The following is a 24,037-nucleotide window of genomic DNA, read 5'->3' on the forward strand; positions in this document are numbered from 1 at the left end:
TAGGAGCGAGCTTGCTCGCGAAAAACTTGAGGGCGCTGCGGGGTATCAGAGGCCCCGCGTTATCGTTGACGATCTTCGCGAGCGAGCTCGCTCCTACAGGGGGCCGTGGCGGTAGGTGGAGCCGGTGTGTTGTTCGGGTAAGCGGGCGCCGCCGTGGAAGACTTTTTCCCGCAGCGTTCCGCTCTCGTAAGCGGTCTTGTACGACCCGCGCCGCTGCAACTCCGGCACCACCAGGTCGATGAAGTCCACATAGCTTTCCGGGGTGACGATGCGCGTGAGGTTGAAGCCATCCAGCCCGGTTTCAGCGACCCAGGATTCCAGCTCGTCCGCCACTTGCTCGGGCGAACCGACCACGGTGATGTAGCGCCCGCCGAGGGCGTGCTGCTCGAGCAATTTGCGGCGGGTCCAATCGTTGTTCTGCAGGTGCTGGGTGGCGGACTGGATCGCGTTGCTCTTCACGTACTGGATCGGTTCGTCGAGGGCGTACTGGGAAAAATCGATCGCCGTGGACGCCGAGAAATGCGCCACGCCGGCTTCCGCGCTGGCATAGCTCAGGTACTCGGCATGCTTGGCCCAGGCCAGCGCCTCGGTGGCGCCGACGATCACGTTGAGGCCCATGAACACCTTGATGTCGTGCGGGTTGCGCCCGGCCGCCACGGCGCTGGCGCGCACCTTGTCCACCTGGAGCCGGGTGCTGGCCTTGTCCCGCCCGCTGATGAACACGCACTCGGCATGCCGCCCGGCGAACACCAGGCCACGCGCCGAAGTGCCAGCCTGGAACAGCAGCGGTGTGCGTTGCGGCGACGGTTCGCACAGGTGATAACCCTCCACCTGGTAGAACTCACCGTGGTGCTCGACTTTGTGCACCTTGCCCGGCTGCGCATACACCCGCGCCTGCGGATCGTTGAGCACGGCGTCGTCTTCCCAGCTGCCTTCCCAGAGTTTGTAGAGCACCTGCAGATACTCATCGGCCTGGTCGTAGCGTCGGTCATGTTCGACCTGTTCGGTCAGGCCCATGGCCTTGGCGGCGCTGTCGAGGTAGCCGGTGACGATGTTCCAGCCGACCCGACCACGGCTCAGGTGGTCGAGCGTGGACATGCGCCGGGCGAACAGATACGGCGGCTCGTAGGTCAGGTTGGCGGTCAGGCCGAAACCGAGGTGTTGGGTCACGGCGGCCATGGCCGAGAGCAGCAGCAACGGGTCGTTGACCGGCAGTTGGATCGACTCTTTGAGCGGCACGTCGATGGCGTCCTGGTACACGTCGTAGACGCCGACGATATCGGCAATGAACAACCCGTCGAACAGCCCGCGCTCCAGGGTTCGCGCCAGGTCGGTCCAATACTCGAGGGTTTTGTACTGGGTGGACGTGTCCCGCGGGTGCGTCCACAAGCCGTGATTGATATGCCCGATGCAGTTCATGTTGAAGGCATTGAGCAGGATTTTTTTCTTCGCCATTCAGATGGTCCCCCGCAGTGGCGGTTTTTCATCGTTGAGGTAGTAATTACCCACGGCGTGGTACTTCCAGCGCACCGGGTCGTGCAGGGTATGCACGCGGGCGTTGCGCCAGTGGCGATCGAGGCCGTGCTCGGCCAGGGTCGCCTGGCTGCCGGCCAGTTCGAACAGGGTGCTGCCGGCCGCCAGGGAAATTTCGGTGCTCAGGGCGCGTGCTTCGGCGACCGCGATCGAGGCGGCGGCCACGGTCTCGGCGTGGCTGTCGGCCTGGGCGCGGTCGAGAAACTCGCCTGCGCGCTCCAGCAAGGCTTCGGCGGCGTGCAGGCGAATGCTCAAGTGGCCGAAGCTCTTCAGCGTCAGCGGGTCTTCGCTGGCCTTGTCGCTGCCGGAGTCGATCCACGGGCGGGTCTTGGTGCGTACAAAGTGCAGCGCGTCCTCGAAGGCGGCGCGGGCGATGCCGGTGTCGATGGCGGCGTGGAGGATCTGCGCCAGCGGGCCGACGGTGGTCGGGCGTTCGAAGGCGCTCTGGAACGGGAGCACGTCGTGCGCTGCGACCCGCACGTTGTCGAACACCACCGAACCGCTGCCGGTGGTGCGCTGGCCGAAGCCGCTCCAGTCGTCGATCACCGTCAGGCCCGCGCTGTCGCGGGGCACGAAGGCCAGGTGCTGGATGCCGTTCTCGTCCACCACGGAGGTCGGGATGCGTTGCGCGTAGATCGCGCCGGTGGCGTAGAACTTGCGGCCATTGATCCGAAAACCGTCGCCGTCGCGGGTGAGGCGGGTCACGCGGTCGTGGGCGGTCTTGGTGCCCAGTTCCGCCAGGGCGTTGCCGAAGCGCTGGCCGGCCAGCACCTCGGCGTACAGGCGTTGTTGCTGCGCGGGGCTGCCGTTCACGCGCAGCACTTCGAGGGCGTAGAAATGGTTTTGCGGGATCTGGCCCAGCGAGGCGTCGGCCTGGGCGATCAGCGCGATGACCTTGGCCAGGGTGACGTTGGACACGCCAGCGCCGCCGTAGGCTTTCGGCACGCTGATGCCCCACAGGCCGGAGCGCGAAAATACGTCCAGTTCGGGCAGCGGCAGGCGGCGCTCGCGGTCGCGCTGGGCGCTGTCGCGGCGCAGGTCTTCAGCCAGGTCGCTGGCGATAATCAGGGCTTGTTCGTCGCTGGTGATGAGCGCGACGTGGGTAGATAAAGTCATCGGTGTTCTCCAGAAGCGCGTGGAAAAAGTGTTCTGGGCGGTTAGATCCAGGAGTGACGAGCCGGCAATGTGCCGTTCAGGCGATAAGCGCCCACCGCGTGATACTTCCAGCGCACCGGGTCGTGCAGGGTGTGGACCCGGGCATTGCGCCAGTGGCGGTCGAGGTTGAATTCGGCGAGGGTGGCGCGGCTGCCGGCCAGTTCGAAGAGTTTTTCGCTGGCCAGCAGCGACACTTCGGTGGTCAACACCTTGGCCTCGGCCACGGCAATCGAGGCGCGTGCGGCGGACTGCGCGGTGATCGGCGCGGCGCTGACCTGGTCCAGCACCTGGCCGGCCTTGCGCAGGAGGGCTTCGGCGGCGTGCAGTTCGATCTTCAATTTGCCGATGTCGGCGATCACATACAGGTCATCGCTGGCGCGTTCGACCTTGGCGTCGATCCACGGGCGTGAGCGCTCGCGGACGAACGCAATGGTGTCATCCAGCGCGCCACGGGCAATGCCGGCATCGATGGCTGCCTGGATCAATTGCGAGACCGCGCCCTGGATATTCGGGCGTTGGCCGAGACGCCAGTTTTCGACCACCAGCTCTGCGTCCACCGGCACCCGGTCGAGCAGCACGGTGCCGCTGGCGGTGGTGCGTTGGCCGAAGCCGGACCAGTCGTCGACGATGCGCAGCCCTTGCGTGCCACGGCGCACAAACGCCATGACCTGCTTGCCGTCGTCGTTCAGCGCCTTCACCGCGACCCAATGGGCGAACAGGGCGCCGGTGGAGTAGAACTTCTGGCCGCTGATCACGTAACCGTCGCCTTCGGCGCTGATCCGCGCCTTGAGCTCCAGGGTGTTTTTTGTGCCGCGCTCCGGGCCGCCGTTACCGATGCGCCAGCCGTCGAGCACGCTCTGGAACAGCTGTTTTTTCTGGCGCTCGGTGGCCGCGCCCTGCAGCAGGTGCAGGATGCCGAAATGGTTCTGCGGGATCTGCCCGAGGGCCGGGTCGGCCGCGCTGATGATCGCGAAGACTTCGGCCAGGGTGGTGAACGACACCTGCGGGCCGCCGTACTCGCGGGGAATGGAAATACTGCCCAGACCACTGCGGGTGAATTGCTCGATCTGCGCCCAGGGCAGCTTGCGCTGCTGGTCGCGCTTGGCGGCCTGTACGCGCGCGGCCTGGGCCAACTCATGGGCCGCGCTCAGCGCTTGGGCATCGTTGCGCAGCACAACGGCCGGCAACAGCAGGGGGGCGACGTCCAGATCACTCTGGGGGGGTGTTAGAGCCAAGTTAGACATCAGCGCCGCTCCTTGGCTGCACGTAATGCCCTGGCGTTCTGCACCGGGGTAATTCTGACCATACCGACCTCGCATTCAATGAAATGGAAACAAAACAATCAGGAATGTCCGGTGGTCCGGTTTATATACCCTAAACGTGTTAAATATTTAAATAAACTAACTTTTAGGAATATGCATAGAAGGGCCGTTACCCACGCTTCAGGGGCGACGCGGTTGATAGATCTGCGCGGCGCTGGAAGGGCGCTTCGGTGTCGCCGGCACATAGGCGGCGATGCGCAGTGTGCGGGCCGGCGCCCAGCGTGAGTTATTGCCCACCCGATCGAGAATGCAGTACGTGACGTCCAGCCGGCTGTCGTCGCCGGCTTCGATGATGATCGCCGACGGCACCCACACCTGCACCGCGATGCCGACGGCTCGGGCCTGGATTTTCGGCAGGTCCAGGCGCGCATCGCCCCAGCGCAGGGTGATGGCGTCGCCGCGGGTCATGTTCAGGTAGGGTTCGATGGTCAGCGGAATACCGCGCCGCACCTGGCTGCTGTTGACGCCGTAGCGACGAATCATGTCGGGCAGGCCCACAGGGGCGAGGTTCTGGTTTTCGTCGCTGTACAGCGCGCTCGGTTGGCCGCCCGGGTAGTTGGTCTTGACCTGCACCGTGGTCACCGCTGAGCGTGCGGGGCCGTGGCCGATCTGCATGACCTGGTAGTGAACCCGTGCATGGCCGTCCTGCACAAAGCTTTCCGGCACCCGCAGTTGGGTGGCGGTGCCGACCTTGCACGCGGTGACACGCCGCGAGTCGGCAAAGCAGTTGTTCCAGAACAGCTCGATCAGGTCACCCTCATCCATGCCGGGGTAGGGCGCGATGTCGACGTGCAGCTGTGTGGCGGCCAGGGCGTTGATGCCGTTGCCAAGTGCCTGGGGCAGGGTCGGGGCAGTGAGCAGGGCCGGGGTTGCGGTGCGCGTCATAGTAATCTCCTTGATGCAGCCAGCAGCAATCGTTCCGGACCCTTGGCGCGGGAACGCGACGGGGGCCGAAAGGAACGATTCAGTGAAAAGCCGGGATAGGATCCAATCCTCTGGGCGCTAGATAAGAGCGTTGGCCGGAGGGCGTCAATGGCGGCAAAAGGCTAAACGGCGGGTTTGGGAAGATTCAGAACGGTCTGACTGGGCGCGGGAATTTCGGAGGTGGCGCAGGGGCTGTTTTACCCAGGCAGGCCGGGCGTGTGCGGGAGCGGGCTCCCCCACACGCGTTGTGCTGCCGGTGGGCGCGCGTCAATGCGCGAGAAACTTGCTCAGGAACTGTTTCGTGCGTTCTTCCCTAGGGTTGGCGAACAACGCCTTGGCCTCGCCTTGCTCCACGATCACCCCTTTGTCGAAGAAGATCACCCGGTTGGCGACATCCCGGGCAAAGCTCATTTCGTGGGTGACGATCACCATGGTGCGGTTTTCTTCGGCCAGGCTGCGAATGGTCGCCAGCACTTCGCCCACCAGTTCCGGGTCGAGGGCCGAGGTGGGTTCGTCGAACAGGATCACCTCCGGCTCCATGGCCAACGCCCGGGCAATCGCCACGCGCTGTTGCTGGCCGCCGGAGAGGCGCCGGGGGTAGGCGTCTTCCTTGCCGGCCAGGCCGACCCGCGCCAACAGCGTGCGGCCCAGGGCGGTCGCGGCCTCGCGGGGCATCTTCTTGACCACGGTCGGGCCTTCGATGACGTTTTCCAGCGCGGTGCGGTGCGGGAACAGGTTGAAGTTCTGGAACACAAAACCTACGTGCTGGCGCAGGCGCCGCACCAGGCCCTGTTGCTGGTTGAGCGGCTTGCTGCTGTCGATCTCGATGTCACCGACCTTGATGCGACCGCTGGTGGGGGTTTCGAGGAAGTTCAGGCAGCGCAGGAAAGTGGTCTTGCCGGAGCCGCTGGGGCCGATGATGGCGACGACTTCGCCTTCCTTGACCTCCAGGTCGATGCCGTTGAGCACCACCTGGCCGTTGAATTGTTTGGTCAGTTTTTCAACCACGATCATGCTTCAAGACTCCAGGTCATGCCGGTTGACCCGGTCTTCCAGACGATTTTGAAAATGCGCCAGGATGCTTGCCAGGACCCAGTAGATCAGGGCGGCGGACAGATACATGGTGAAGATTTCGAAGGTGCGCGCCGACACCAGTTGCGCCTGGCGGAACAGCTCGGGCACCTGGATGGTGGCCGCCAGCGCGGTGTCCTTGACCAGCGAAATAAAGCTGTTGCCCAGCGGCGGCAACGCGGTACGCATCGCTTGCGGCAGGATGGCCCGGCGCAGGGTCTGCGCGCGGGTCATGCCGATACTGGCCGCGGCTTCCCACTGGCCGCGCTCGATGGACGCGATGGCGGCACGCAGGATTTCACAGGCGTAGGCGGCCATGTTCAGCGAGAAGCCGATCATGGCGGCCGGGATCGGGTCCAGCTCGATGCCCACTTGCGGCAAGCCGTAGTAGATCAGGAACAGTTGCACCAGCAGGGGCGTGCCGCGAAAGAACGACACGTAGACGCGAGCAACCCCGCGCAGCAGCATGAAGCGCGACAGGCGCATCAAGGCCAGGCCGAAGCCCAGCAGCAAGCCGAAAAACATCCCGCCGAGGCTGAGGATTACCGTGAAATACGCGCCCTTGAGCAGAAAGGGCGCGGAGTCCAGCGCGAGTTGGAAACCTGCTTCCATTATTGAGTGACGTCAGCGTTGAAGTACTTCTCGGACAGCTTCTTCAAGGTGCCGTCGGCGCGCAGTTTGTCGAGCGCCTTGTTCACGGCCTCGAGCAATTCCGGCTCGCCTTTGCGCAGGGCAATACCGGCTTCCTGGCGGGAGAAGGCGTCGCCGGCGGCGGCAGTGTCCTTGGCTTTCTTGGCGTATTCGAGTGCGGCGAGGCGGTCGATCAGAATCGCGTCGATGCGGCCGATGCGCAGGTCCTGGAACTTGGTAGGGTCATCGTTGTAGGTCTTGATGATGGCTTTGGGCTGATTGTCCTTGAGCCATTGTTCGTAGTTGGTGCCCAGGCCCACGCCGACTTTCTTGCCGGCCAGGTCGTCGGCGGTCTTGATGGTGTCGACGTTTTTGGCCAGGGTCAGGGCCTGGATGCCGGAGACGGTATAAGGCTTGGAGAAGTCGTACTTCTTCTTGCGCTCTTCGGAGATGGTCACTTGGTTGACGACCGCATCCAGGCGCTTGGATTCCAGGGCGGCGAGGATGCCGTCCCATGGCGTGGCCTGCAGTTTGACCTTGACGCCCAGCTCCTTGGCCAGCGCCTCCGACAGCTCGACCTCGAAACCGCTGAGCTTGCCGCTTTCGTCGACAAAGCTGAACGGTGGGTAAGTGCCTTCGAGACCGATCTTGATCTCACCGGCTTTCTTGATGTTGCCCAACTGTTCGCCGGCCACGGCCTGGCCCAACCAACCAGCGCCGAGGGCCAGGCCCAGTGTGCCGACCAGCAATGTGCGACGGAATACAGAAATAGTCATGAAGAGCCCCTGTGTTGTTATGTTGAGCGAAGCAGGTGACGCGGTAGACGTATCCTGCCTTAAAGCGCGTAGCGCGTCTTCGCCTACGGCGCGATGATAAAGCCGGTTTTTAAGACTTGAAAATAATATAAATCTAAATTGATATTCTATTTTTGAACATGCACTCAATCCAATTGTGGGAGGGGGCTTGCCCCCGATAGGGCCGTGTCAGCTTATGCATGTATCACTGACCCACCGCTATCGGGGGCAAGCCCCCTCCCACATGTTGATCCCTGTTTATTCAGTTAAATACGGCGTTGTAAGCAAACAACGCCGGCGCCCCACCGGTATGCAGGAAAATGATCGGGCCATCCTCAAAGCGCTGACGCCCGATACCGTCCAGCAAGCCGGCCATGGCCTTGCCAGTGTAGACCGGGTCCAGCAGCAAGCCTTCCTGGCTCGCCAATAGCTTGACCGCTGAAAGGGTGCCGGCGTTCGGTTCACCATAACGCGGGCCGAAGTATTCGTCCCACAGGATCACCTTGAAGGCCTCGGGGATGTCCACACCGAGCAACGCGGCGGTGCGTTCGGCCAGACCCTGCACTTTCGGGCGTTGGGCTTCGTCGGTGCGCGACACGGTAACGCCGACGACCGGCAAGTTCGGCAGCACTTCGCTCAACGCCAGGGCCAGGCCGCTGTGGGTGCCCGCACTGCCCGAGGCCAAGACCACGGCGGCGAATTCCAGACCGCTGTCTTCGATCTGCGCGGCCAGTTCCAGCCCGGCCCGCACATACCCCAGGGCGCCGAGCGCATTGGAGCCGCCGATGGGCACCAGGTACGGCTTCTTGCCGTTGCTGCGCAGGCGATCGGCGAGGGCGTTGAGCTGGTCGTCGGCGTTGTCGAGGTTCTCTACCAACTCGACCTTGGCGTCGAACAGGTCCAGCAGCAGACGGTTGCCGTTGCCGAGGTAGTTGGGGTCTTCGGTGCCGGTGGGATTTTCCAGCAGAGCGACGCAGCCCAAGCCCAGCTTGGCGGCCAGCGCGGCGGTCTGGCGCACGTGGTTGGACTGGATGGCCCCGGCGGTCACCAGGGTATCGGCACCCTGGGCGATGGCATCGGCCGCCAGGTATTCGAGTTTGCGCAGCTTGTTGCCACCCATGGCCAGCGGTGTGGTGTCGTCGCGCTTGACGTAGATGTCCCTGCCCAGCCAGGTCGACAGCCGCTCGAGTTTTTCCAGGGCAGTGGCGCCGCCCAGCAGTTCCAGGCGGTTAAAACGGTCGAGCTGTTGTTTGATCATGGCTACGCACGGTTGCTAAGTGATGGGGCGACTATAGGCAGGCACTTTTCATCGGGCAACCGCCAATCGTTTATGCTTGATGGTTCTTAGCATTGCACCATTGGTTCTTAAGAGCAGCCGGGGTGCCTATCGTAAAGTGATGGCCATTTTGTCAGGAGTGAATACCGTGAGTGAGCGTTCCAGTCATTGGCAATTACCCACCATTGTCAGCCAACTGCGCAGCGCGCGGGACCAGTGGCGAGCGCGCAATGGCCGCATGAGTGGCGAGCACGGCGGTCGCGAGCTGCCTTCGCGCGAGGCCGTGGCGCAGATCCTCGAAGCGCTGTGCGGCGCGCTGTTTCCGATGCGCCTGGGGCCGGTGGACCTGCGTGAGGAAAGTGAAGATTTCTACGTCGGCCACACCCTCGACGTCGCCTTGAATGCCTTGCTCGGCCAAGCGCGCCTGGAACTGCGCTACGCCGCGCGCCAGAGCGGCCAGGATGACAGTGATGTCGACGCCCGCGCCATACGCCTGATCCAGGATTTCGCCCTGGCCTTGCCGTCCCTGCGCAGCCTGTTGGACACCGATGTGCTGGCCGCCTACCACGGCGACCCGGCTGCGCGCAGTGTGGATGAAGTGCTGCTGTGCTATCCGGGGATACTGGCGGTGATTCACCATCGCCTGGCCCATCATCTGTACCGCGCCGGCCTGCCGTTGTTGGCGCGCATCAGCGCGGAGATCGCCCACTCGGCCACCGGCATCGACATACACCCCGGCGCGCAGATCGGCCCGAGTTTCTTTATCGACCACGGCACGGGTGTGGTGATTGGCGAAACCGCGATCATCGGCGAGCGCGTGCGTATCTACCAGGCGGTGACGTTGGGCGCCAAGCGCTTCCCGGCGGATGAGGACGGGCAGTTGCAGAAAGGCCATCCACGCCATCCGATCGTCGAGGACGACGTGGTGATCTATGCCGGGGCGACGATCCTCGGGCGGATCACCATCGGCAAGGGCTCGACCATTGGCGGCAACGTGTGGCTGACCCGCAGCGTACCGGTGGGGGCGAACATCACGCAGGCAAATCTGCAGCATGACGACGGCACCCAAAAGTAGCGCACGCCCTTAAACATCACACACAAACCTGTGGGAGGGAGCTTGCTCCCGATTGCGGTGGGCCGCTCAATGCATGTGCTGGCTGACCCACCGCAATCGGGGGCAAGCCCCCTCCCACAGGGTGACTGCGTTTCAAATGTGAGCGGTGTTTGAGTCGGCAACCGCTGGATGATTTGCCTCGTTCAATCACCTACCCCTCAGCCTTGCGGCCTATCGATCACACAAAACCCTGTGGGAGGGAGCTTGCTCCCGATAGCGGTGGGCCGCTCAATGCATGTGCTGGCTGACCCACCGCAATCGGGGGCAAGCCCCCTCCCACAGGGTGACTGCGTTTCAAATGTGAGCGGTGTTTGAGTCGGCAGCCGCTGGATGATTTGCCTCGTTCAATCACCTACCCCTCAGCCTTGCGGCCTATCGATCACACAAAACCCTGTGGGAGGGAGCTTGCTCCCGATAGCGGTGGGCCGCTCAATGCATGTGCTGGCTGACCCACCGTAATCGGGGGCAAGCCCCCTCCCACAGGGTGACTGTATTTCAAATGTGAGCGGTATTTCAGTCGGCAACCGCTGGATGATTTGCCTCGTTCAATCACCTACCCCTCAGCCTTGCGGCTCATCCATGTTCAATTTATCAGCATGACGACGGCACCCAAAAGATCACACAAAACCCTGTGGGAGGGAGCTTGCTCCCGATAGCGGTGGGCCGCTCAATGCCTGTGCTGGCTGACCCACCGCAATCGGGGGCAAGCCCCCTCCCACAGGGTGACTGTATTTCAAATGTGAGGGGTATTTCAGTCGGCAACCGCTGAACGATTTGCCTCGCCCAGGCGTCATACCAGTCCTTGAGCTAGTGTAGGAATCACCTACCACTCAGCCCTGCGATTAGTCCAAAACCGCCTATCCATGTTTAACTTGAACGTTCGTTCAAGTTAAATCGGTGGTTCGCTGCCCGCTCACAACAGGAGGCTTACCTTTGCTGAGTCCGTTATTCACAGCCACATCTCACACCTCAGGGGTGCATCGTTCATGAGTGCATCGACCACCCCACCCAGCGGTCTGGTGCGTATGAATGCGCCCGTGTTCTATTTCGCCGCAAGCTTCATCCTGCTGTTTGGCATCACCGTCATCGCCATCCCGCAACAGGCCGGTGCCTGGTTGCTGGCGGCGCAAAACTGGGCGGCCAATACGGTCGGCTGGTACTACATGCTCGCGATGACTCTGTATCTGGTCTTCGTGGTGGTCACCGCGCTATCGGGCTACGGCAAGATAAAACTCGGTGCCGACCACGACGAGCCCGAGTTCAGTTACCTGTCCTGGGCCGGCATGCTGTTCGCCGCAGGGATCAGCATCACGCTGTTTTTCTTTTGCGTCTCCGAGCCGCTGACGCACCTGGTGCAACCGCCCCAGGGCGCGGCGATGAACGCCGATGCCGCGCGCCAGGCCATGCAGATCCTGTTTCTGCACTGGGGCCTGCATGGCTGGGGCGTGTTCGCCTTTGTCGGCATGGCCCTCGCGTACTTCGCCTACCGGCATAACCTGCCGCTGGCGTTGCGTTCGGCGCTGTACCCGCTGATCGGCAAGCGCATCAACGGCCCGATCGGCTACGCGGTGGACGGCTTCGGCATCATCGCCACGGTGTTCGGCCTCGGTGCCGACATGGGCTTCGGTGTGCTGCACCTCAACGCCGGGTTGGATTACCTGTTTGGCATTGCCCACACCCAGTGGATCCAGGTCGGCCTGATCACCCTGATGATGGGGGCGGCGATCCTGGTGGCGGTGGCTGGCGTGGACAAGGGCGTGCGCGTGATGTCCGACATCAACATGCTGCTGGCCTGTGCGCTGCTGCTGTTCGTGTTGTTCGCCGGGCCCACCCAGCACTTGCTCAACACCCTGATCCAGAACATCGGCGACTACCTCGGCGCACTGCCGACCAAGAGTTTCGACGTCTACGCCTACGACAAGCCGAGCGACTGGCTGGGTGGCTGGACCGTGTTCTACTGGGCCTGGTGGATTGCCTGGTCGCCGTTCGTGGGCCTGTTTATCGCGCGTATTTCCCGTGGCCGCACCATCCGCGAATTCGTGTTTGGCGTGCTGCTGATCCCGCTGGGTTTCACCCTGGCGTGGATGTCGATCTTCGGCAACAGCGCCATCGACCAGGTGCTCAATCACGGGATGACGGCGCTCGGCCAGTCGGCCATCGATGACCCGTCGATGAGCCTCTACCTGCTGCTGGAAACCTACCCGTGGAGCAAGACGGTGATCGCGGTCACGGTGTTTATCAGCTTCGTGTTCTTCGTCACCTCCGCCGACTCCGGCACCGTGGTGCTGTCCACGCTGTCATCCAAAGGCGGCAACGCCGATGAAGATGGGCCGAAGTGGCTGCGGGTGTTCTGGGGCGCGATGACCGCGCTGGTGACCAGTGCCTTGCTGTTTGCCGGCAGTATCGATTCGCTGAAATCGGCGGTAGTGCTGACCTCGTTGCCGTTCTCGTTGATCCTGCTGCTGATGATGTGGGGGCTGCACAAAGCCTTCTACCTCGAATCGCAGAAGCAGATCGCCCAACTGCATTCGTTGGCCCCGGTGTCCGCGGCACGCAAGGGCCGTGGCGGCTGGCGCCAGCGTTTGAGCCAGGCGGTGCATTTCCCGTCGCGCGACGAGGTGTACCGCTTCCTTGAGTCGACGGTACGCCCGGCGATCGAAGAAGTGACCGCCGTGTTCGTCGAGAAGGGCCTGAATGTGGTCACCCAGCCTGACCCGTCCAACGACAGCGTCAGCCTGGAAATCGGCCATGGTGAAGAGCACCCGTTCGTTTATCAGGTACAAATGCGCGGGTACTTCACACCGTCGTTTGCCCGTGGCGGCATGGGTTCCAAGGAGCTCAACAACCGTCGCTACTACCGGGCCGAAGTCCACTTGAGCGAGGGCAGCCAGGACTACGATCTGGTGGGCTATACCAAGGAGCAGGTCATCAACGATATTCTCGACCAGTACGAGCGCCACCTGCAGTTCCTGCACTTGGTGCGTTGATGTGCCAGGCCCTGCTCCCGCGTGGGCAGGGCGCGCTTTACCCCCACGCAAGGCCTCTATTACGGGGCTTTCTTAAACTTAATTTCATGTGCCCCCGCCGCATTTTGACGCGCAACTGTCATCTAGCCACTGCGTAATTGTGTGAAGCGTTTGACGCTTTCATTTCAGAACAGTGACGGAGACCGGTAACAATGAAGACGTTATTAAGCCCCATGGTCGGTGTCGCCATGGCGAGCTTTATGTTGTCCGCCCATGCCGATTTTATCGATGACAGCCACGCCGATGTGACCCTGCTCAACCGCTATCTCAACCAGCAGGGGCGTGACGTGGTCGGCAGCAACGCCAAGGCCCACAGCGTTCGCGATTGGGGCCAGGGTTTCGAGTTCAACTTCAAGTCCGGCTACACCGAAGGCCCCGTGGGTTTCGGCCTCGACTTGCAGGCGTTCTACGGTTTGAAACTGGACTCCGGCGGCGACCTCAATGACAAGAATCACCAGGGCCGCTACCCCGGCAGCATGTTCCCGCTGGACGACGGTAAATCCGCTGACCAGTTCGGGGTGCTGAGCCCGACGTTCAAAATGCGCTTCGCCAAGGATGAACTGCGGGTCGGTACGCTGTATGGCAACAACCCGGTGCTGGCCAACACCGACGGCCGCCTGTACCAGCAGACCAACACCGGTGTGCAACTGGTCTCCAAGGACCTCAGCGACTTCACCTTCACCGGTGGCGATATCTTCAAGACCAAGATCCGCAATGAAACCGGCGACCAAGGCATGATCACCGCGGGCGGCACCAAGGAAAGCGACCGCTTCCTCTTCGGCGGTGCCGACTACACCGGCTTGCCGGGCACCACCGTCAGCCTGTGGTATTCCAACCTTGAGGATTACTACCAACAGTTCTTCCTCGGTGCCAAGCGCCATGACGCGTTGTCGGTCGGTGCGATCGACACCGATGTGCGTATGTTCCGCAGCCTGGGGGTGGGCGGTAACGCCGATGGCGACAAGGATTATGCCGCGGCGGGGGTCTATGGCGATGGCGTGAACAAGGGCCGCATCAACCAGTCCACCGTCAGCCTGTTGGAGAGCTACAGCCTGGAAGGTCATACCGTCGGCCTCGGCATCCAGAAAAACAGCGGCAGCAGCGACTTCCCCTACCTGGATTCCGGCCTTAACAGCGGCGACAGCCACCAGGGCCCCGGCTCGGGTGCCGACACCCCGGCGCTGACCAACATGCAGTTGAACAAATTCCAGCACGCCGGCGAACGCACCTGGCTGGCGCAATACAAATATGACTTCGGCAAACTGGGCCTCAACGGCCTGACGTTCTCCGCCGCCTATGCCCACGGCGATGACATCCGCACCGCACAGGGCACTACCAGCGAATGGGAACGCAACGTTGCCGTGGCCTACCAAGTGCCGACCGGCACCCTCAAGGGCCTGGGCGTGACCTGGAAAAACGCCCACGCCAGCCCGGACATTACCGGTGCCACCGTGCAGGATGAAAACCGCTTTTATGTCAGCTATGTCGTTCCACTTTGGTAGGAGTTTGCTGTAAAACGGAAAGGCAACGTTAAGCGATTCAGCTGCTTAAAAGGCCTGGGAATAGGCTTATTCCCAGGCCTTATTTGCCCCCGTCCAAGAGAGGATTCGATGACTTATATCGCTGCCGAAAACCGCTACGAATCTATTCCGTATCGCCGCGTCGGCCGCAGTGGCTTGGTGCTGCCGGCACTGTCCCTGGGGCTGTGGCACAACTTTGGCGACAGCACCCCGATCGACACCCAGCGCGCCCTGCTGCGCACCGCGTTCGACCTGGGGATCAACCACTTCGACCTGGCCAACAACTACGGCCCGCCCTATGGCAGCGCCGAGATCAACTTCGGGCGTTTGCTGCGCGAAGACTTCAAGCATTACCGCGACGAATTGATCATCTCCAGCAAGGCCGGTTGGGACATGTGGCCCGGCCCTTATGGCCAGGGCGGCGGTTCGCGCAAATACGTCCTGGCGAGCCTGGACCAGAGCCTGCAGCGCCTGGGCGTCGACTATGTGGATATTTTCTACTCGCACCGCTTCGACGCCGACACCCCCCTGGAAGAAACCGCCAGCGCCCTCGCCACCGCTGTGCAGCAAGGCAAGGCGTTGTACATCGGTATTTCTTCCTACTCCGGGGTGAAAACCCGCGAAATCGCCGCCTTGCTCAACGAGTGGAAAGTCCCGCTGCTGATCCATCAGCCGGCCTACAACCTGCTCAACCGCTGGGTGGAAAAAGACCTGCTCGACACCACCGAAGCCCTCGGCGCCGGGGTGATCGCGTTCACGCCGTTGGCCCAGGGGCTGCTGACCGACAAGTACCTCAATGGCGTGCCGGCCGATGCACGGGTCAATCGCCCCGGTGGCGGTTCGTTGCAGGCCAAGCACTTGTCCGAAGCCAACCTCGCTCACGTGCGCGCGCTGAATGAAATCGCCAAGCGCCGTGGCCAAAGCCTGGCCCAACTGGCCCTGGCCTGGACCCTGCGTGACCCACGGGTAACCAGTGCGCTGATCGGCGCGAGCCGGCCGGAGCAGATCATTGAAAACGTCGGGGCGCTGAAGAACTTGAGCTTTACCGCCGAAGAACTGGCGGAGATCGATCGGTTTGCGCTGGAAGGCGGGATCAACCTGTGGGAAAAGCCATCGACGGCTGAATAATCCGGTCAATGTGGGAGGGGGCTTGCCCCCGATGGCGGTGGGTCAGTCAGTACATGCATTGACTGATACAGCGCCATCGGGGGCAAGCCCCCTCCCACATTTTGTCTTCAGTGTGGCGACTGTCGTGTTCGGCTCAGAACGGCACATCGCCAAGAATCGTCGCCCGGTGCATCACCCGCCGCTGTGGCCGGTAGTCGTCCACCGCGTAATGCTGGGTGACGCGGTTATCCCAGAAGGCCACGTCATTCTCCTGCCAGCGCCAGCGAATCGTGAACTCCGGGCGTGTCGCGTGGGCGAACAGCAGCTTCAAGATCGCCTCGCTTTCCGCCGCTTCCAGCTCGTTGATTCTGGTGGTGAAGCCCTCGCTGACAAACAGCGACTTGCGCCCACTCACCGGGTGGGTGCGTACCACCGGGTGCGACAGCGGCGGGTTCTTCTTGCGGGTTTCTTCCCAGCGCGCCAGGTCTTCGGCAGTGTTGCCAAAGCGCTCCAGCGGGAAGGACTTGGTGAAATCGTGCGTGGCGGTGAGCCCGTCGAGCAGCCTCTTCAGCGGCTCGGATAGGGCCGCATACGCAGCAATCCCGCTGGCCCACAGCGTGTCGCCGCCAAACGCCGGCAGTTGCTTGGCACTCAGCACCGCGCCGAGGGCCGGGGTGGGCAGGAAGGTCACGTCGGTGTGCCAGACGGCGTTGTCGCGCACGTCGGTGACGGCGGTGTCGAGGATCAGCACTTCAGGCTGTTCCGGCACGTTGGGGTAGATCGGATGAATGTGCAGATCGCCGAAGTTCGCCGCGAAGCGTGCTTGTTGCTGCGGGGTGAGCGGCTGGTCGCGGAAAAACACCACCGAATGAGTGAGCAACGCCTGTTCGATGGCGTCGCGCTGTTCGGGGCTCAGCGGTTGAGTGATATCGACGCCACTGATCTGCGCGCCGAGGGCGGTGCTTAATGGGGTAACGGTCAGGCTGCTCATTGGGTTCTCATCACTCAGTGTGCCTGGCCATGCCACGGCACCCATTTACGCTGCAGGGCCCGCAGGCCCATTTCCATGGCGAAGGCGATCAGTGCGATCACCAGAATCCCCAGCACCACGACATCGGTGACCAGGAACTGCGCCGCTGACTGCACCATGAAGCCCAGGCCGCTGGTGGCGGCGATCAGCTCGGCGGCGACCAAGGTCGACCAGCCAACTCCCAGCCCGATACGCACGCCGGTGAGGATGTCGGGCAGCGCGCTCGGCAGGATCACATGGCGAATCAGCTGGGCGCGCGTGGCCCCCAGCGACTGCGCGGCACGCAGCTTGGCCGGGTCGACGGTACGCACGCCGGTCGCGGTCGCGATGGCAATCGGGGCAAAGATCGCCAGGTAGATCAGCAGCACTTTGGACAGCTCGCCGATGCCGCACCAGATCACGATCAGCGGCAGGTAGGCCAGGGGTGGAATCGGCCGGTAGAACTCGATCAACGGGTCGAGAATACCCCGCGCGATACGGTTCGAGCCGATGGCAATCCCCACCGGGACCGCGGTCAGCACCGCAAAGCCCAGGCCCAGGCCGATGCGTTCGAGGCTCGCGCCGAGGTGCTGCCACAAGGTGGAATCCATGTAGCCCGTGGTCGCCAGCAACCAGCCTTTTTGCAGCACGGCGGACGGTGGCGGCAGGAACAATGGTTCGATCAGGCCGCTGGCGGTCACCGCCCACCAGATCACCAGCAAGGCAACCAGCGTCAACAGGCTGATCCAACGCGTACTCAGGCTGCGCCGCAGCGGGATAACGGTGCGCGCCGCCGGCTTGGCGACCGTGGCGGGAAGTTCGTAGCTGCTCATGCGGACACCTGCCGTTGGGAGAACACTTTGCCCAGCACGTGTTCGCGGGTTTCGATAAAGCGCGGGTCGGATTTGATCGCTCGCGCCGACTCGCCGGCCGCATAACGTTGACCGAAATCCAGGTGCAGGCGCTCGACGATCTGACCGGGGTTGGGCGCCAGCAGGATCAGATCGGTGGCAAGGAACACCGCTTCTTCGATGTCATGGGTAATCAGGAATACCGGCTTGGCCGTGCGCCGCCAGACTTGCAGCAGCAGCTCCTGCATCTGTTCGCGGGTGAATGCATCGAGGGCGCCGAAGGGTTCGTCCATCAGCAGTACACGCGGGTCCGCCGCCAGGGCGCGGGCCAGGCCGACGCGTTGCTTCTGGCCGCCGGACAGTTGCCAGATGCGCCGGCTGTCGAAACCGGCCAGGTCCACCAGCGCGAGCATTTCCCGGGCGCGCACTTCGCGTTGCGCTTTGCTCACGCCGGCCAGCTCCAGGCCGAAGCCGACATTGGCCAGCACGTCCTGCCAGGGCAGCAGGGCATCGTCCTGGAACACCACGCCGCGTTCGGCGCTCGGGCCTTTGACTGGCACGCCATCGAGGCTGATGCGCCCGGCAGAGGGCTCGACAAAACCGGCAATCAGGTTCAACAGCGAAGTCTTGCCACTGCCGGACGGGCCGAGGGCCACCAGCAATTGCCGGGGCCCAAGTTCGAGTGAAATATCAGACAGTACCGGTTCTGTGGCGCCTGGGTACCGTGCGCTGATGCGCTCCAGTTGTAGCAAGGCCATCGCGATGAACTCCTGATCAGTGGGTGATGAACTTGGCGCTGATGTAAGGGGCGTAATCCGGCAGCACCGCCTCGACCTTGCCTTGTTCCTTGAGGAATGCGGCGGTGTCGGTCACCGCCTTGATGGTCGGCGCGCCCAGCAGGGTCACCTGCTCAGCGGCCAGCGGGTAGACGTTGCCTTGCAGCAGCGCGGGGATGTCGCTGGCCTTGGCCCCGGAGAGTTTCACCAGCTTGTCGACGTTGCTTTTGTCGGCGAGCCAGGCTTGTGGGTCTTTGCGGTACGCGGCGTAGGCATCCAGGGTGACTTTGGCGAAAGCGCTGACGATTTCCGGATGCTTCTCGGCGAAGTCCTTACGCACGATCCACGCGTCGAAGGTCGGCGCGCCGAACGTGGCCAGCTCGCCGGAAGTGATCAGCACCTTGCCGTTTTCCTTGGCCACGCCCAGGGCCGGGTCCCATACGTAGGTGGCGTCGATATCGCCGCGCTTCCAGGCGGCGATGATGGCCGGCGGCGCGAGGTTGAGGATGGTCACTTTCGCCGGGTCGATGTTCCAGTGCTTCAGCGCGGCCAGCAGGCTGTAGTGGCCGGTGGATACGAAGGGCACGGCGACTTTTTTACCGATCAGGTCCTGCGGGCCATTGATCCCCGAACCGTTGCGCGCCACCAGGGCTTCGGCACCGCCGATCTGGGTGGCGACGAGGAAGGTCTGCACCGGCACTTTACGGGTGATGGCGGCGGTCAGCGGGCTGGAACCGAGGTAGCCGATCTGCACATCGCCGGACGCGATGGCGGCGATGATGTCGGAACCGTTGTCGAATTTGCGCCAGTCGATCTTGGCGTTCGTGGCTTTTTCATACGCGCCGTCGGCCTGGGCGACTTTCGCCGGGTCCACGGTGGTCTGGTAGGCGATGGTCACATCCGCCGCCTGGGCGAACAGGCTGGCACCGGCCAGGGACAATGCCGCCAAGAGGCGGAGAGGGGAATGCAGTTTCAAGGGGAAGCTCCTCAATCAGGCGGCCGAGTGTCGGCGTGTGAGGAGACTAAATGATCTAAGAATACGAAAATAAATAACTTTTTCGAATTAGCTTATGAGGAGAAGGGTGGGCGGGATTCTTCATCCCAGTGAGGGCAAATGTGGGAGGGAGCTTGCTCCCGATAGCGGTGGGTCAGTCACTGATCAGTTAACTGAGGACCGCCATCGGGGGCAAGCCCCCTCCCACATGAAGCTCATTTCCCTGGGGGAACGAGTTCGGTTTTTAGTTGCTGATGGCCAGGATGCTAGCCTGGTACGAGCCGACGAACACATCGAAATCGCCCACTTCGTTCTGCTCCAGCTCCACCTGTTGCGCCAGCGACTTGCGTGCCAGTTCTTCAAAGTGCGCCTGCTCTTCGGCGGGCAACGGTTCGCTGCGGAAATACTCGGCATGCACCTCGCTCTGGTGCAGGGAGAACTGGGCGAAACTTTCCTTGCGCTCGGCCATCGCGGCCAACACCTGGGCCGATGGCGTCAGGGACGGGTCGTTGACCTTGGCCAACTGGGCGTCCAGTGCCTGGCGGTGTTCCTCGATGCCGTGGCTCTGATCGAGCAGGGCCGCCAGCGGCGCGATCTGCTCCAGCAGCTCGGTGGCCCATTCCTTCATGTCCACCGCCTGGCCCTTGCGCTGCAGTTGCAGGCCCGGACGCCGGCCTTCCTTGACCACGCTGAGGAAGTTCGAGGTGGCGTTGCCGCACTCGTTGTCGGCGAACAGCGGGCTGTCGTTCATCGCGCAATACAGCAGGAACGCATCGAGGAAGCGCGACTCTTGTAGGTCGATGCCCATCGGCAGGAACGGGTTGATGTCCAGGCAGCGCACTTCGATGTACTGGATGCCACGGGCCATCAGCGCCTGGATCGGCCGCTCGCCGGTGTAGGTCACGCGCTTGGGGCGGATGTTGGAGTAGTACTCGTTTTCGATCTGCAGGATGTTGGTGTTGAGCTGCACCCACTCTCCATCCTTGTGGGTGCCGACTTCGACATAAGGCGCGTAGGGCGTTGCCACCGCTTCGCGCAGGCTGTCGGTGTAGCTGGCCAAATCGTTGTAGCACGGCGTCAGGCCGGCCTGGGCGTTGCTCTGGTAACCCAGGTCGCTCATGCGCAGGCTGGTGGCATACGGCAGGTACAAGGTGTCGGCATCCAGCACGTCCAACTGGTGCGAACGGCCGCGCAGGAAGCCTGCGTCCAGCGCCGGCGAGGCACCGAACAGGTACATCAGCAGCCAGCTGTTGCGGCGGAAGTTACGGATCAGGGCGATATAGGCGTCGGACTGATAGTCGCGGTCGGTGCCGACGAAGCCTTCGCTTTCCTTGAGCAGCGGCCACAATTTTTCCGGCAGGGAAAAGTTGTAGTGGATGCCGGCAATGCACTGCATGGTCTTGCCGTAACGCAGGGCCAGGCCCTTGCGATACACGTATTTGAGCTGTCCGATATTGGAGGTGCCGTAGTAGGCAATCGGAATGTCTTCCTCGGCCGGCAACGGGCACGGCATCGAGGGGCTCCACAGGTATTCGCTGCCGAGCTTGCTGTAGGCAAAGCGATGGATCTTGTCCAGGCTGCTCAGGGTATCGGCCGGGTTGGGCAGGGCTGGGGTGATGAACTCCAGCAACGATTCCGAGTAGTCGGTGGTGATCTGTTCGTGGGTCAGCGCGGCGCCCAGGGCTTCGGGATGCGGCGTCTGCGCCAGGCGACCTTCATGGGTGACACGCAGGCATTCGCGCTCGATGCCGTGCAAGCAATGCTCCAGCAGGGAGAGGTGTTCGCGCTTGCCGAGCAGGGCCAGGCGGCGGTTGAGAAGTTCGCTCAAGTTGGATTCCTTCACGCGTCAGTCGCCCCAATATGGGGGTGGGCAGGACGGTCTACAAGGGTGAAGTTAAAACTGGCGTGATCGCCTGGTTTTGAGTCGATTTGACCCGCTTTGAAAAAGCCTACATCACTCCATGAGTTGGGCTGTAGCGCAGCAAGAAAATTCCGACGCTGTTATCGCAGCGCCGAAATTAACTCAAATCGAGGGCGGGGAGCTATAGGACAGCGAAGGTGCCCTGCGCTTTTGCGACAAGTCTTTCACCTTGGTACACGTCGGCTTCGACCACCAACGTGCGCCGCCCGGGGTGAATCACCCGCGCGGTACACAGCACCTCGCCGTTTTCCACCGCGCGGATGTAGTTGATTTTGCATTCGATGGTCGCGCTCTGCTGGTCGAACCCGTGGGCGCTGGAACAGGCCAGCCCCATGGTGATGTCGACCAGGCTGAAAATCGCCCCGCCATGCAGCTTGCCTGCGCGGTTACGCAGTTGCGGCTCCAGGCTCAGGGCCACCTCGGCAACGCCCTGCTCCAGGCGTTGCAGGCGGCAGCCGATCAGTTCGCTGAACGCGCTTTGGGTCAAGCCGGCCGGAATCTCCATCAGCGTTTCTTCAACTGTTTGGCGTTGGCGAACAGCGAGGCCATGGCGTTGTTGCTCGGCGCTGCGGTCGCGGTTTCCTTGCGTGGCGCGTTGTTTTGCGACTGGCGCGGCGCCGAGCCTGGGCGGGCGCCACGGGCACCGTCGATTTTCTCGCCGGGGGTGTCGCTCATACGCATCGACAGGCCGACGCGCTTGCGCGGGATGTCGACTTCCATGACCTTGACCTTGACCACGTCACCGGCCTTCACCGCTTCGCGCGGGTCTTTGATGAACTTCTCCGAAAGCGCGGAGATATGCACCAAACCGTCCTGATGCACGCCGATGTCCACAAAGGCGCCGAAGTTGGTCACGTTGGTCACCACGCCTTCGAGGATCATGCCCAGTTGCAGGTCCTTGAGGTCTTCGACGCCGTCCTGGAACTCGGCGGTCTTGAACTCGGGACGCGGGTCGCGCCCGGGTTTTTCCAGCTCTTGCAGGATGTCGGTGATGGTCGGCACGCCGAAGGTCTCGTCGGTGTACTTCTTCGGGTCCAGGCGCTTGAGGAACGCAGCGTCGCCGATCAGCGAGCGGATGTCGCGGTCGGTCTCGGCGGCGATGCGTTGCACCAGCGGGTAGGCTTCCGGGTGGACCGCCGAGGCGTCCAGCGGGTTGTCGCCGTTCATCACACGCAGGAAGCCGGCGGCCTGTTCGAAGGTTTTTTCACCCAGGCGTGCGACTTTTTTCAGCGCGGCGCGGGTCTTGAACGCACCGTTTTCGTCGCGGTGGGTCACGATGTTCTGCGCCAGGGTCGCGTTGAGGCCGGAGATCCGCGCCAGCAGCGCGACGGAGGCGGTGTTCACGTCCACGCCCACGGCGTTCACGCAGTCTTCCACCACCGCATCCAGGCCGCGTGCCAGTTTCAGCTGCGACACATCGTGCTGGTATTGGCCGACGCCGATGGATTTCGGGTCGATTTTCACCAGTTCGGCCAGCGGGTCTTGCAGGCGACGGGCGATGGACACCGCGCCACGGATCGACACGTCGAGGTCCGGGAATTCCTTGGAAGCCAGTTCCGACGCCGAGTACACCGAAGCGCCCGCCTCGGAGACCATGACCTTGGTCATCTTCATGGCCGGGTATTTTTTGATCAGTTCGGCGGCCAGTTTGTCGGTTTCACGGCTGGCGGTGCCGTTGCCGATGGCGATCAGGTCCACCGCGTGCTTGGCGCACAGGGCGGCGAGGATCGCGAGGGTCTGGTCCCACTTGTTGTGGGGCACGTGCGGATACACGGTGGCGTGGTCCAGCAGCTTGCCGGTCGAGTCGACCACGGCGACCTTGCAGCCGGTGCGCAGGCCCGGGTCGAGGCCCAGGGTGGCACGCGGGCCGGCCGGTGCGGCCAGCAGCAGGTCGTGCAGGTTGTGGGCGAAGACGTTGATTGCTTCGGTTTCGGCGCCGTCGCGCAACTCGCCGAGCAGGTCGGTTTCCAGGTGGGTGTAGAGCTTGACCTTCCAGGTCCAGCGCACGACTTCACCGAGCCACTTGTCCGCAGGACGGTTCTGATTCTGGATGCCGAATTGTTGACCGATCATGCCTTCGCACGGGTGCATGGTGCCCGGCAGTTCGTCGCCGACTTTCAGCGCGGAGCTGAGAATACCTTCGTTGCGGCCGCGGAAAATCGCCAGGGCGCGGTGGGACGGCATGCTCTTGAGCGGTTCGTCGTGTTCGAAGTAGTCGCGGAACTTGGCGCCTTCTTCCTCTTTGCCGGCGATCACGCGGGCGCTGAGGATGGCTTCCTGCTTCAGGTAGGTGCGCAGCTTTTCCAGCAGGCTGGCGTCTTCGGCGAAGCGTTCCATCAGGATGTATTTGGCGCCTTCGAGGGCGGCCTTGACGTCGGCGACGCCTTTTTCAGCGTTGATGAAGCGCGCGGCTTCGGTATCCGGGTTCAGCGATGGGTCGTTGAACAGGCCGTCGGCCAGGTCGCCGAGGCCGGCTTCCAGGGCGATCTGGCCCTTGGTGCGGCGCTTCTGTTTGTACGGCAGGTAGAGGTCTTCGAGACGGGTCTTGGTATCGGCGAGTTTGATGTCGCGTTCCAATTGTGGGGTCAGCTTGCCCTGTTCCGCGATGCTGGCGAGGATGCTGATGCGCCGTTCGTCGAGTTCTCGCAGGTAGCGCAGGCGCTCTTCCAGGTGCCGCAGTTGAATGTCGTCGAGGCTGCCGGTCACTTCTTTTCGGTAACGGGCGATGAAGGGCACCGTGGAGCCCTCATCCAGTAGAGCGACGGCCGCTTCGACCTGTTGGGGGCGTACGCCGAGTTCCTCGGCGATGCGGCTGTTGATGCTGTCCATAAAACCACCTGAAATTCTTAAAAGCAGCTCGCAAGCCCGGAAAACAAGGCCCGACGAGGCTGGTTGAGCGGCCCGACTGGCGCCGCTGCCTGGGTCAAGAGGCTGCCTATTGACCCTCGAAATCGTAAAAAACACGACAAGCGGGTGAAAAAAAGCCCGGCAGTAAACGGTAACGATCTGACGTT

19 protein-coding genes are annotated in these 24,037 nt (G+C 62.7%); 4 read left to right on the plus strand and 15 right to left on the minus strand.

The window, feature by feature from the left end; translation table 11 throughout:
* Window positions 1-93: 93 nt before the first annotated feature.
* From PverR02_RS01180 to PverR02_RS01215, 8 genes are all read right to left on the minus strand, one after another.
* Window positions 94-1,455 carry an LLM class flavin-dependent oxidoreductase gene (locus PverR02_RS01180; protein ID WP_079442624.1) on the minus strand — a complete coding sequence of 454 codons (1,362 nt, stop codon included), beginning with the start codon at window positions 1,453-1,455 and terminating at the stop codon, window positions 94-96.
* Window positions 1,456-2,649: an SfnB family sulfur acquisition oxidoreductase gene (locus PverR02_RS01185; protein WP_017848592.1), complete on the minus strand. Its 1,194-nt coding sequence runs from the start codon at window positions 2,647-2,649 to the stop codon at window positions 1,456-1,458.
* A 41-nt stretch (window positions 2,650-2,690) separates the two neighbouring features.
* The gene (locus tag PverR02_RS01190; RefSeq protein WP_079442625.1) at window positions 2,691-3,932 is read right to left on the minus strand and encodes an SfnB family sulfur acquisition oxidoreductase; all 1,242 of its coding nucleotides are present in this window, start codon (window positions 3,930-3,932) and stop codon (window positions 2,691-2,693) included.
* A 198-nt stretch (window positions 3,933-4,130) separates the two neighbouring features.
* A complete protein-coding gene (locus tag PverR02_RS01195) occupies window positions 4,131-4,895 on the minus strand; it encodes a hypothetical protein (RefSeq protein ID WP_079442626.1) in 765 nt (254 codons plus the stop codon).
* Window positions 4,896-5,201: 306 nt separating this feature from the next.
* Window positions 5,202-5,948 carry an L-cystine ABC transporter ATP-binding protein TcyN gene (gene tcyN / locus PverR02_RS01200; RefSeq protein WP_046385059.1) on the minus strand — a complete coding sequence of 249 codons (747 nt, stop codon included), beginning with the start codon at window positions 5,946-5,948 and terminating at the stop codon, window positions 5,202-5,204.
* Between the two features lie 3 nt (window positions 5,949-5,951).
* Complete coding sequence (gene tcyL / locus PverR02_RS01205; protein WP_017848588.1) at window positions 5,952-6,617, minus strand: cystine ABC transporter permease; 666 nt, start codon at window positions 6,615-6,617, stop codon at window positions 5,952-5,954.
* A complete protein-coding gene (gene tcyJ / locus PverR02_RS01210; RefSeq protein WP_017848587.1) occupies window positions 6,617-7,411 on the minus strand; it encodes a cystine ABC transporter substrate-binding protein in 795 nt (264 codons plus the stop codon). The genes tcyL and tcyJ overlap by 1 nt, the downstream gene beginning before the upstream one ends.
* A gap of 280 nt (window positions 7,412-7,691) precedes the next feature.
* Complete coding sequence (locus tag PverR02_RS01215) at window positions 7,692-8,687, minus strand: D-cysteine desulfhydrase (protein WP_046385058.1); 996 nt, start codon at window positions 8,685-8,687, stop codon at window positions 7,692-7,694.
* A 166-nt stretch (window positions 8,688-8,853) separates the two neighbouring features.
* On the opposite strand from PverR02_RS01215, the gene epsC reads away from it, so the two are divergent.
* From epsC to mgrA, 4 genes are all read left to right on the plus strand, one after another.
* Window positions 8,854-9,780, plus strand: a complete 927-nt coding sequence (epsC, locus tag PverR02_RS01220) for a serine O-acetyltransferase EpsC (RefSeq protein WP_079442627.1) — start codon at window positions 8,854-8,856, stop codon at window positions 9,778-9,780.
* Window positions 9,781-10,844: 1,064 nt separating this feature from the next.
* Window positions 10,845-12,806 carry a choline transporter BetT gene (betT, locus tag PverR02_RS01225; protein ID WP_017848584.1) on the plus strand — a complete coding sequence of 654 codons (1,962 nt, stop codon included), beginning with the start codon at window positions 10,845-10,847 and terminating at the stop codon, window positions 12,804-12,806.
* A 212-nt stretch (window positions 12,807-13,018) separates the two neighbouring features.
* Entirely contained in the window at window positions 13,019-14,347 is a 1,329-nt protein-coding gene (locus PverR02_RS01230) for an OprD family outer membrane porin (RefSeq protein ID WP_079442628.1), read from the plus strand.
* A gap of 108 nt (window positions 14,348-14,455) precedes the next feature.
* On the plus strand, window positions 14,456-15,493 hold the full coding sequence (mgrA, locus tag PverR02_RS01235) for an L-glyceraldehyde 3-phosphate reductase (protein ID WP_046385055.1): 1,038 nt from the start codon (window positions 14,456-14,458) through the stop codon (window positions 15,491-15,493).
* A 133-nt stretch (window positions 15,494-15,626) separates the two neighbouring features.
* Here the strand turns inward: mgrA and tauD are convergent, their stop codons facing one another.
* The 7 genes from tauD to PverR02_RS01270 form a co-directional block, all read right to left on the minus strand.
* Window positions 15,627-16,463, minus strand: coding sequence for a taurine dioxygenase (gene tauD, locus PverR02_RS01240; RefSeq protein WP_079442629.1), 837 nt, complete (start codon window positions 16,461-16,463; stop codon window positions 15,627-15,629).
* Window positions 16,464-16,477: 14 nt separating this feature from the next.
* Window positions 16,478-17,314 carry a taurine ABC transporter permease TauC gene (gene tauC, locus PverR02_RS01245; RefSeq protein WP_079442630.1) on the minus strand — a complete coding sequence of 279 codons (837 nt, stop codon included), beginning with the start codon at window positions 17,312-17,314 and terminating at the stop codon, window positions 16,478-16,480.
* Window positions 17,311-18,090 carry a taurine ABC transporter ATP-binding subunit gene (gene tauB / locus PverR02_RS01250; protein ID WP_017848579.1) on the minus strand — a complete coding sequence of 260 codons (780 nt, stop codon included), beginning with the start codon at window positions 18,088-18,090 and terminating at the stop codon, window positions 17,311-17,313. The genes tauC and tauB overlap by 4 nt, the downstream gene beginning before the upstream one ends.
* 16 nt (window positions 18,091-18,106) lie before the next feature.
* A complete protein-coding gene (gene tauA, locus PverR02_RS01255; protein WP_079442631.1) occupies window positions 18,107-19,084 on the minus strand; it encodes a taurine ABC transporter substrate-binding protein in 978 nt (325 codons plus the stop codon).
* A 262-nt stretch (window positions 19,085-19,346) separates the two neighbouring features.
* On the minus strand, window positions 19,347-20,930 hold the full coding sequence (gene gshA, locus PverR02_RS01260; RefSeq protein ID WP_079442632.1) for a glutamate--cysteine ligase: 1,584 nt from the start codon (window positions 20,928-20,930) through the stop codon (window positions 19,347-19,349).
* Window positions 20,931-21,144: 214 nt separating this feature from the next.
* Window positions 21,145-21,528 (minus strand): PaaI family thioesterase, encoded by a 384-nt coding sequence (locus tag PverR02_RS01265; protein WP_017848576.1) that lies wholly within the window; start codon window positions 21,526-21,528, stop codon window positions 21,145-21,147.
* Window positions 21,528-23,852 (minus strand): Tex family protein, encoded by a 2,325-nt coding sequence (locus PverR02_RS01270; protein WP_046385051.1) that lies wholly within the window; start codon window positions 23,850-23,852, stop codon window positions 21,528-21,530. The genes PverR02_RS01265 and PverR02_RS01270 overlap by 1 nt, the downstream gene beginning before the upstream one ends.
* Window positions 23,853-24,037: the final 185 nt, after the last annotated feature.

Source organism: Pseudomonas veronii (genome assembly GCF_002028325.1).
Classification (GTDB): Bacteria; Pseudomonadota; Gammaproteobacteria; order Pseudomonadales; family Pseudomonadaceae; genus Aquipseudomonas; species Aquipseudomonas veronii.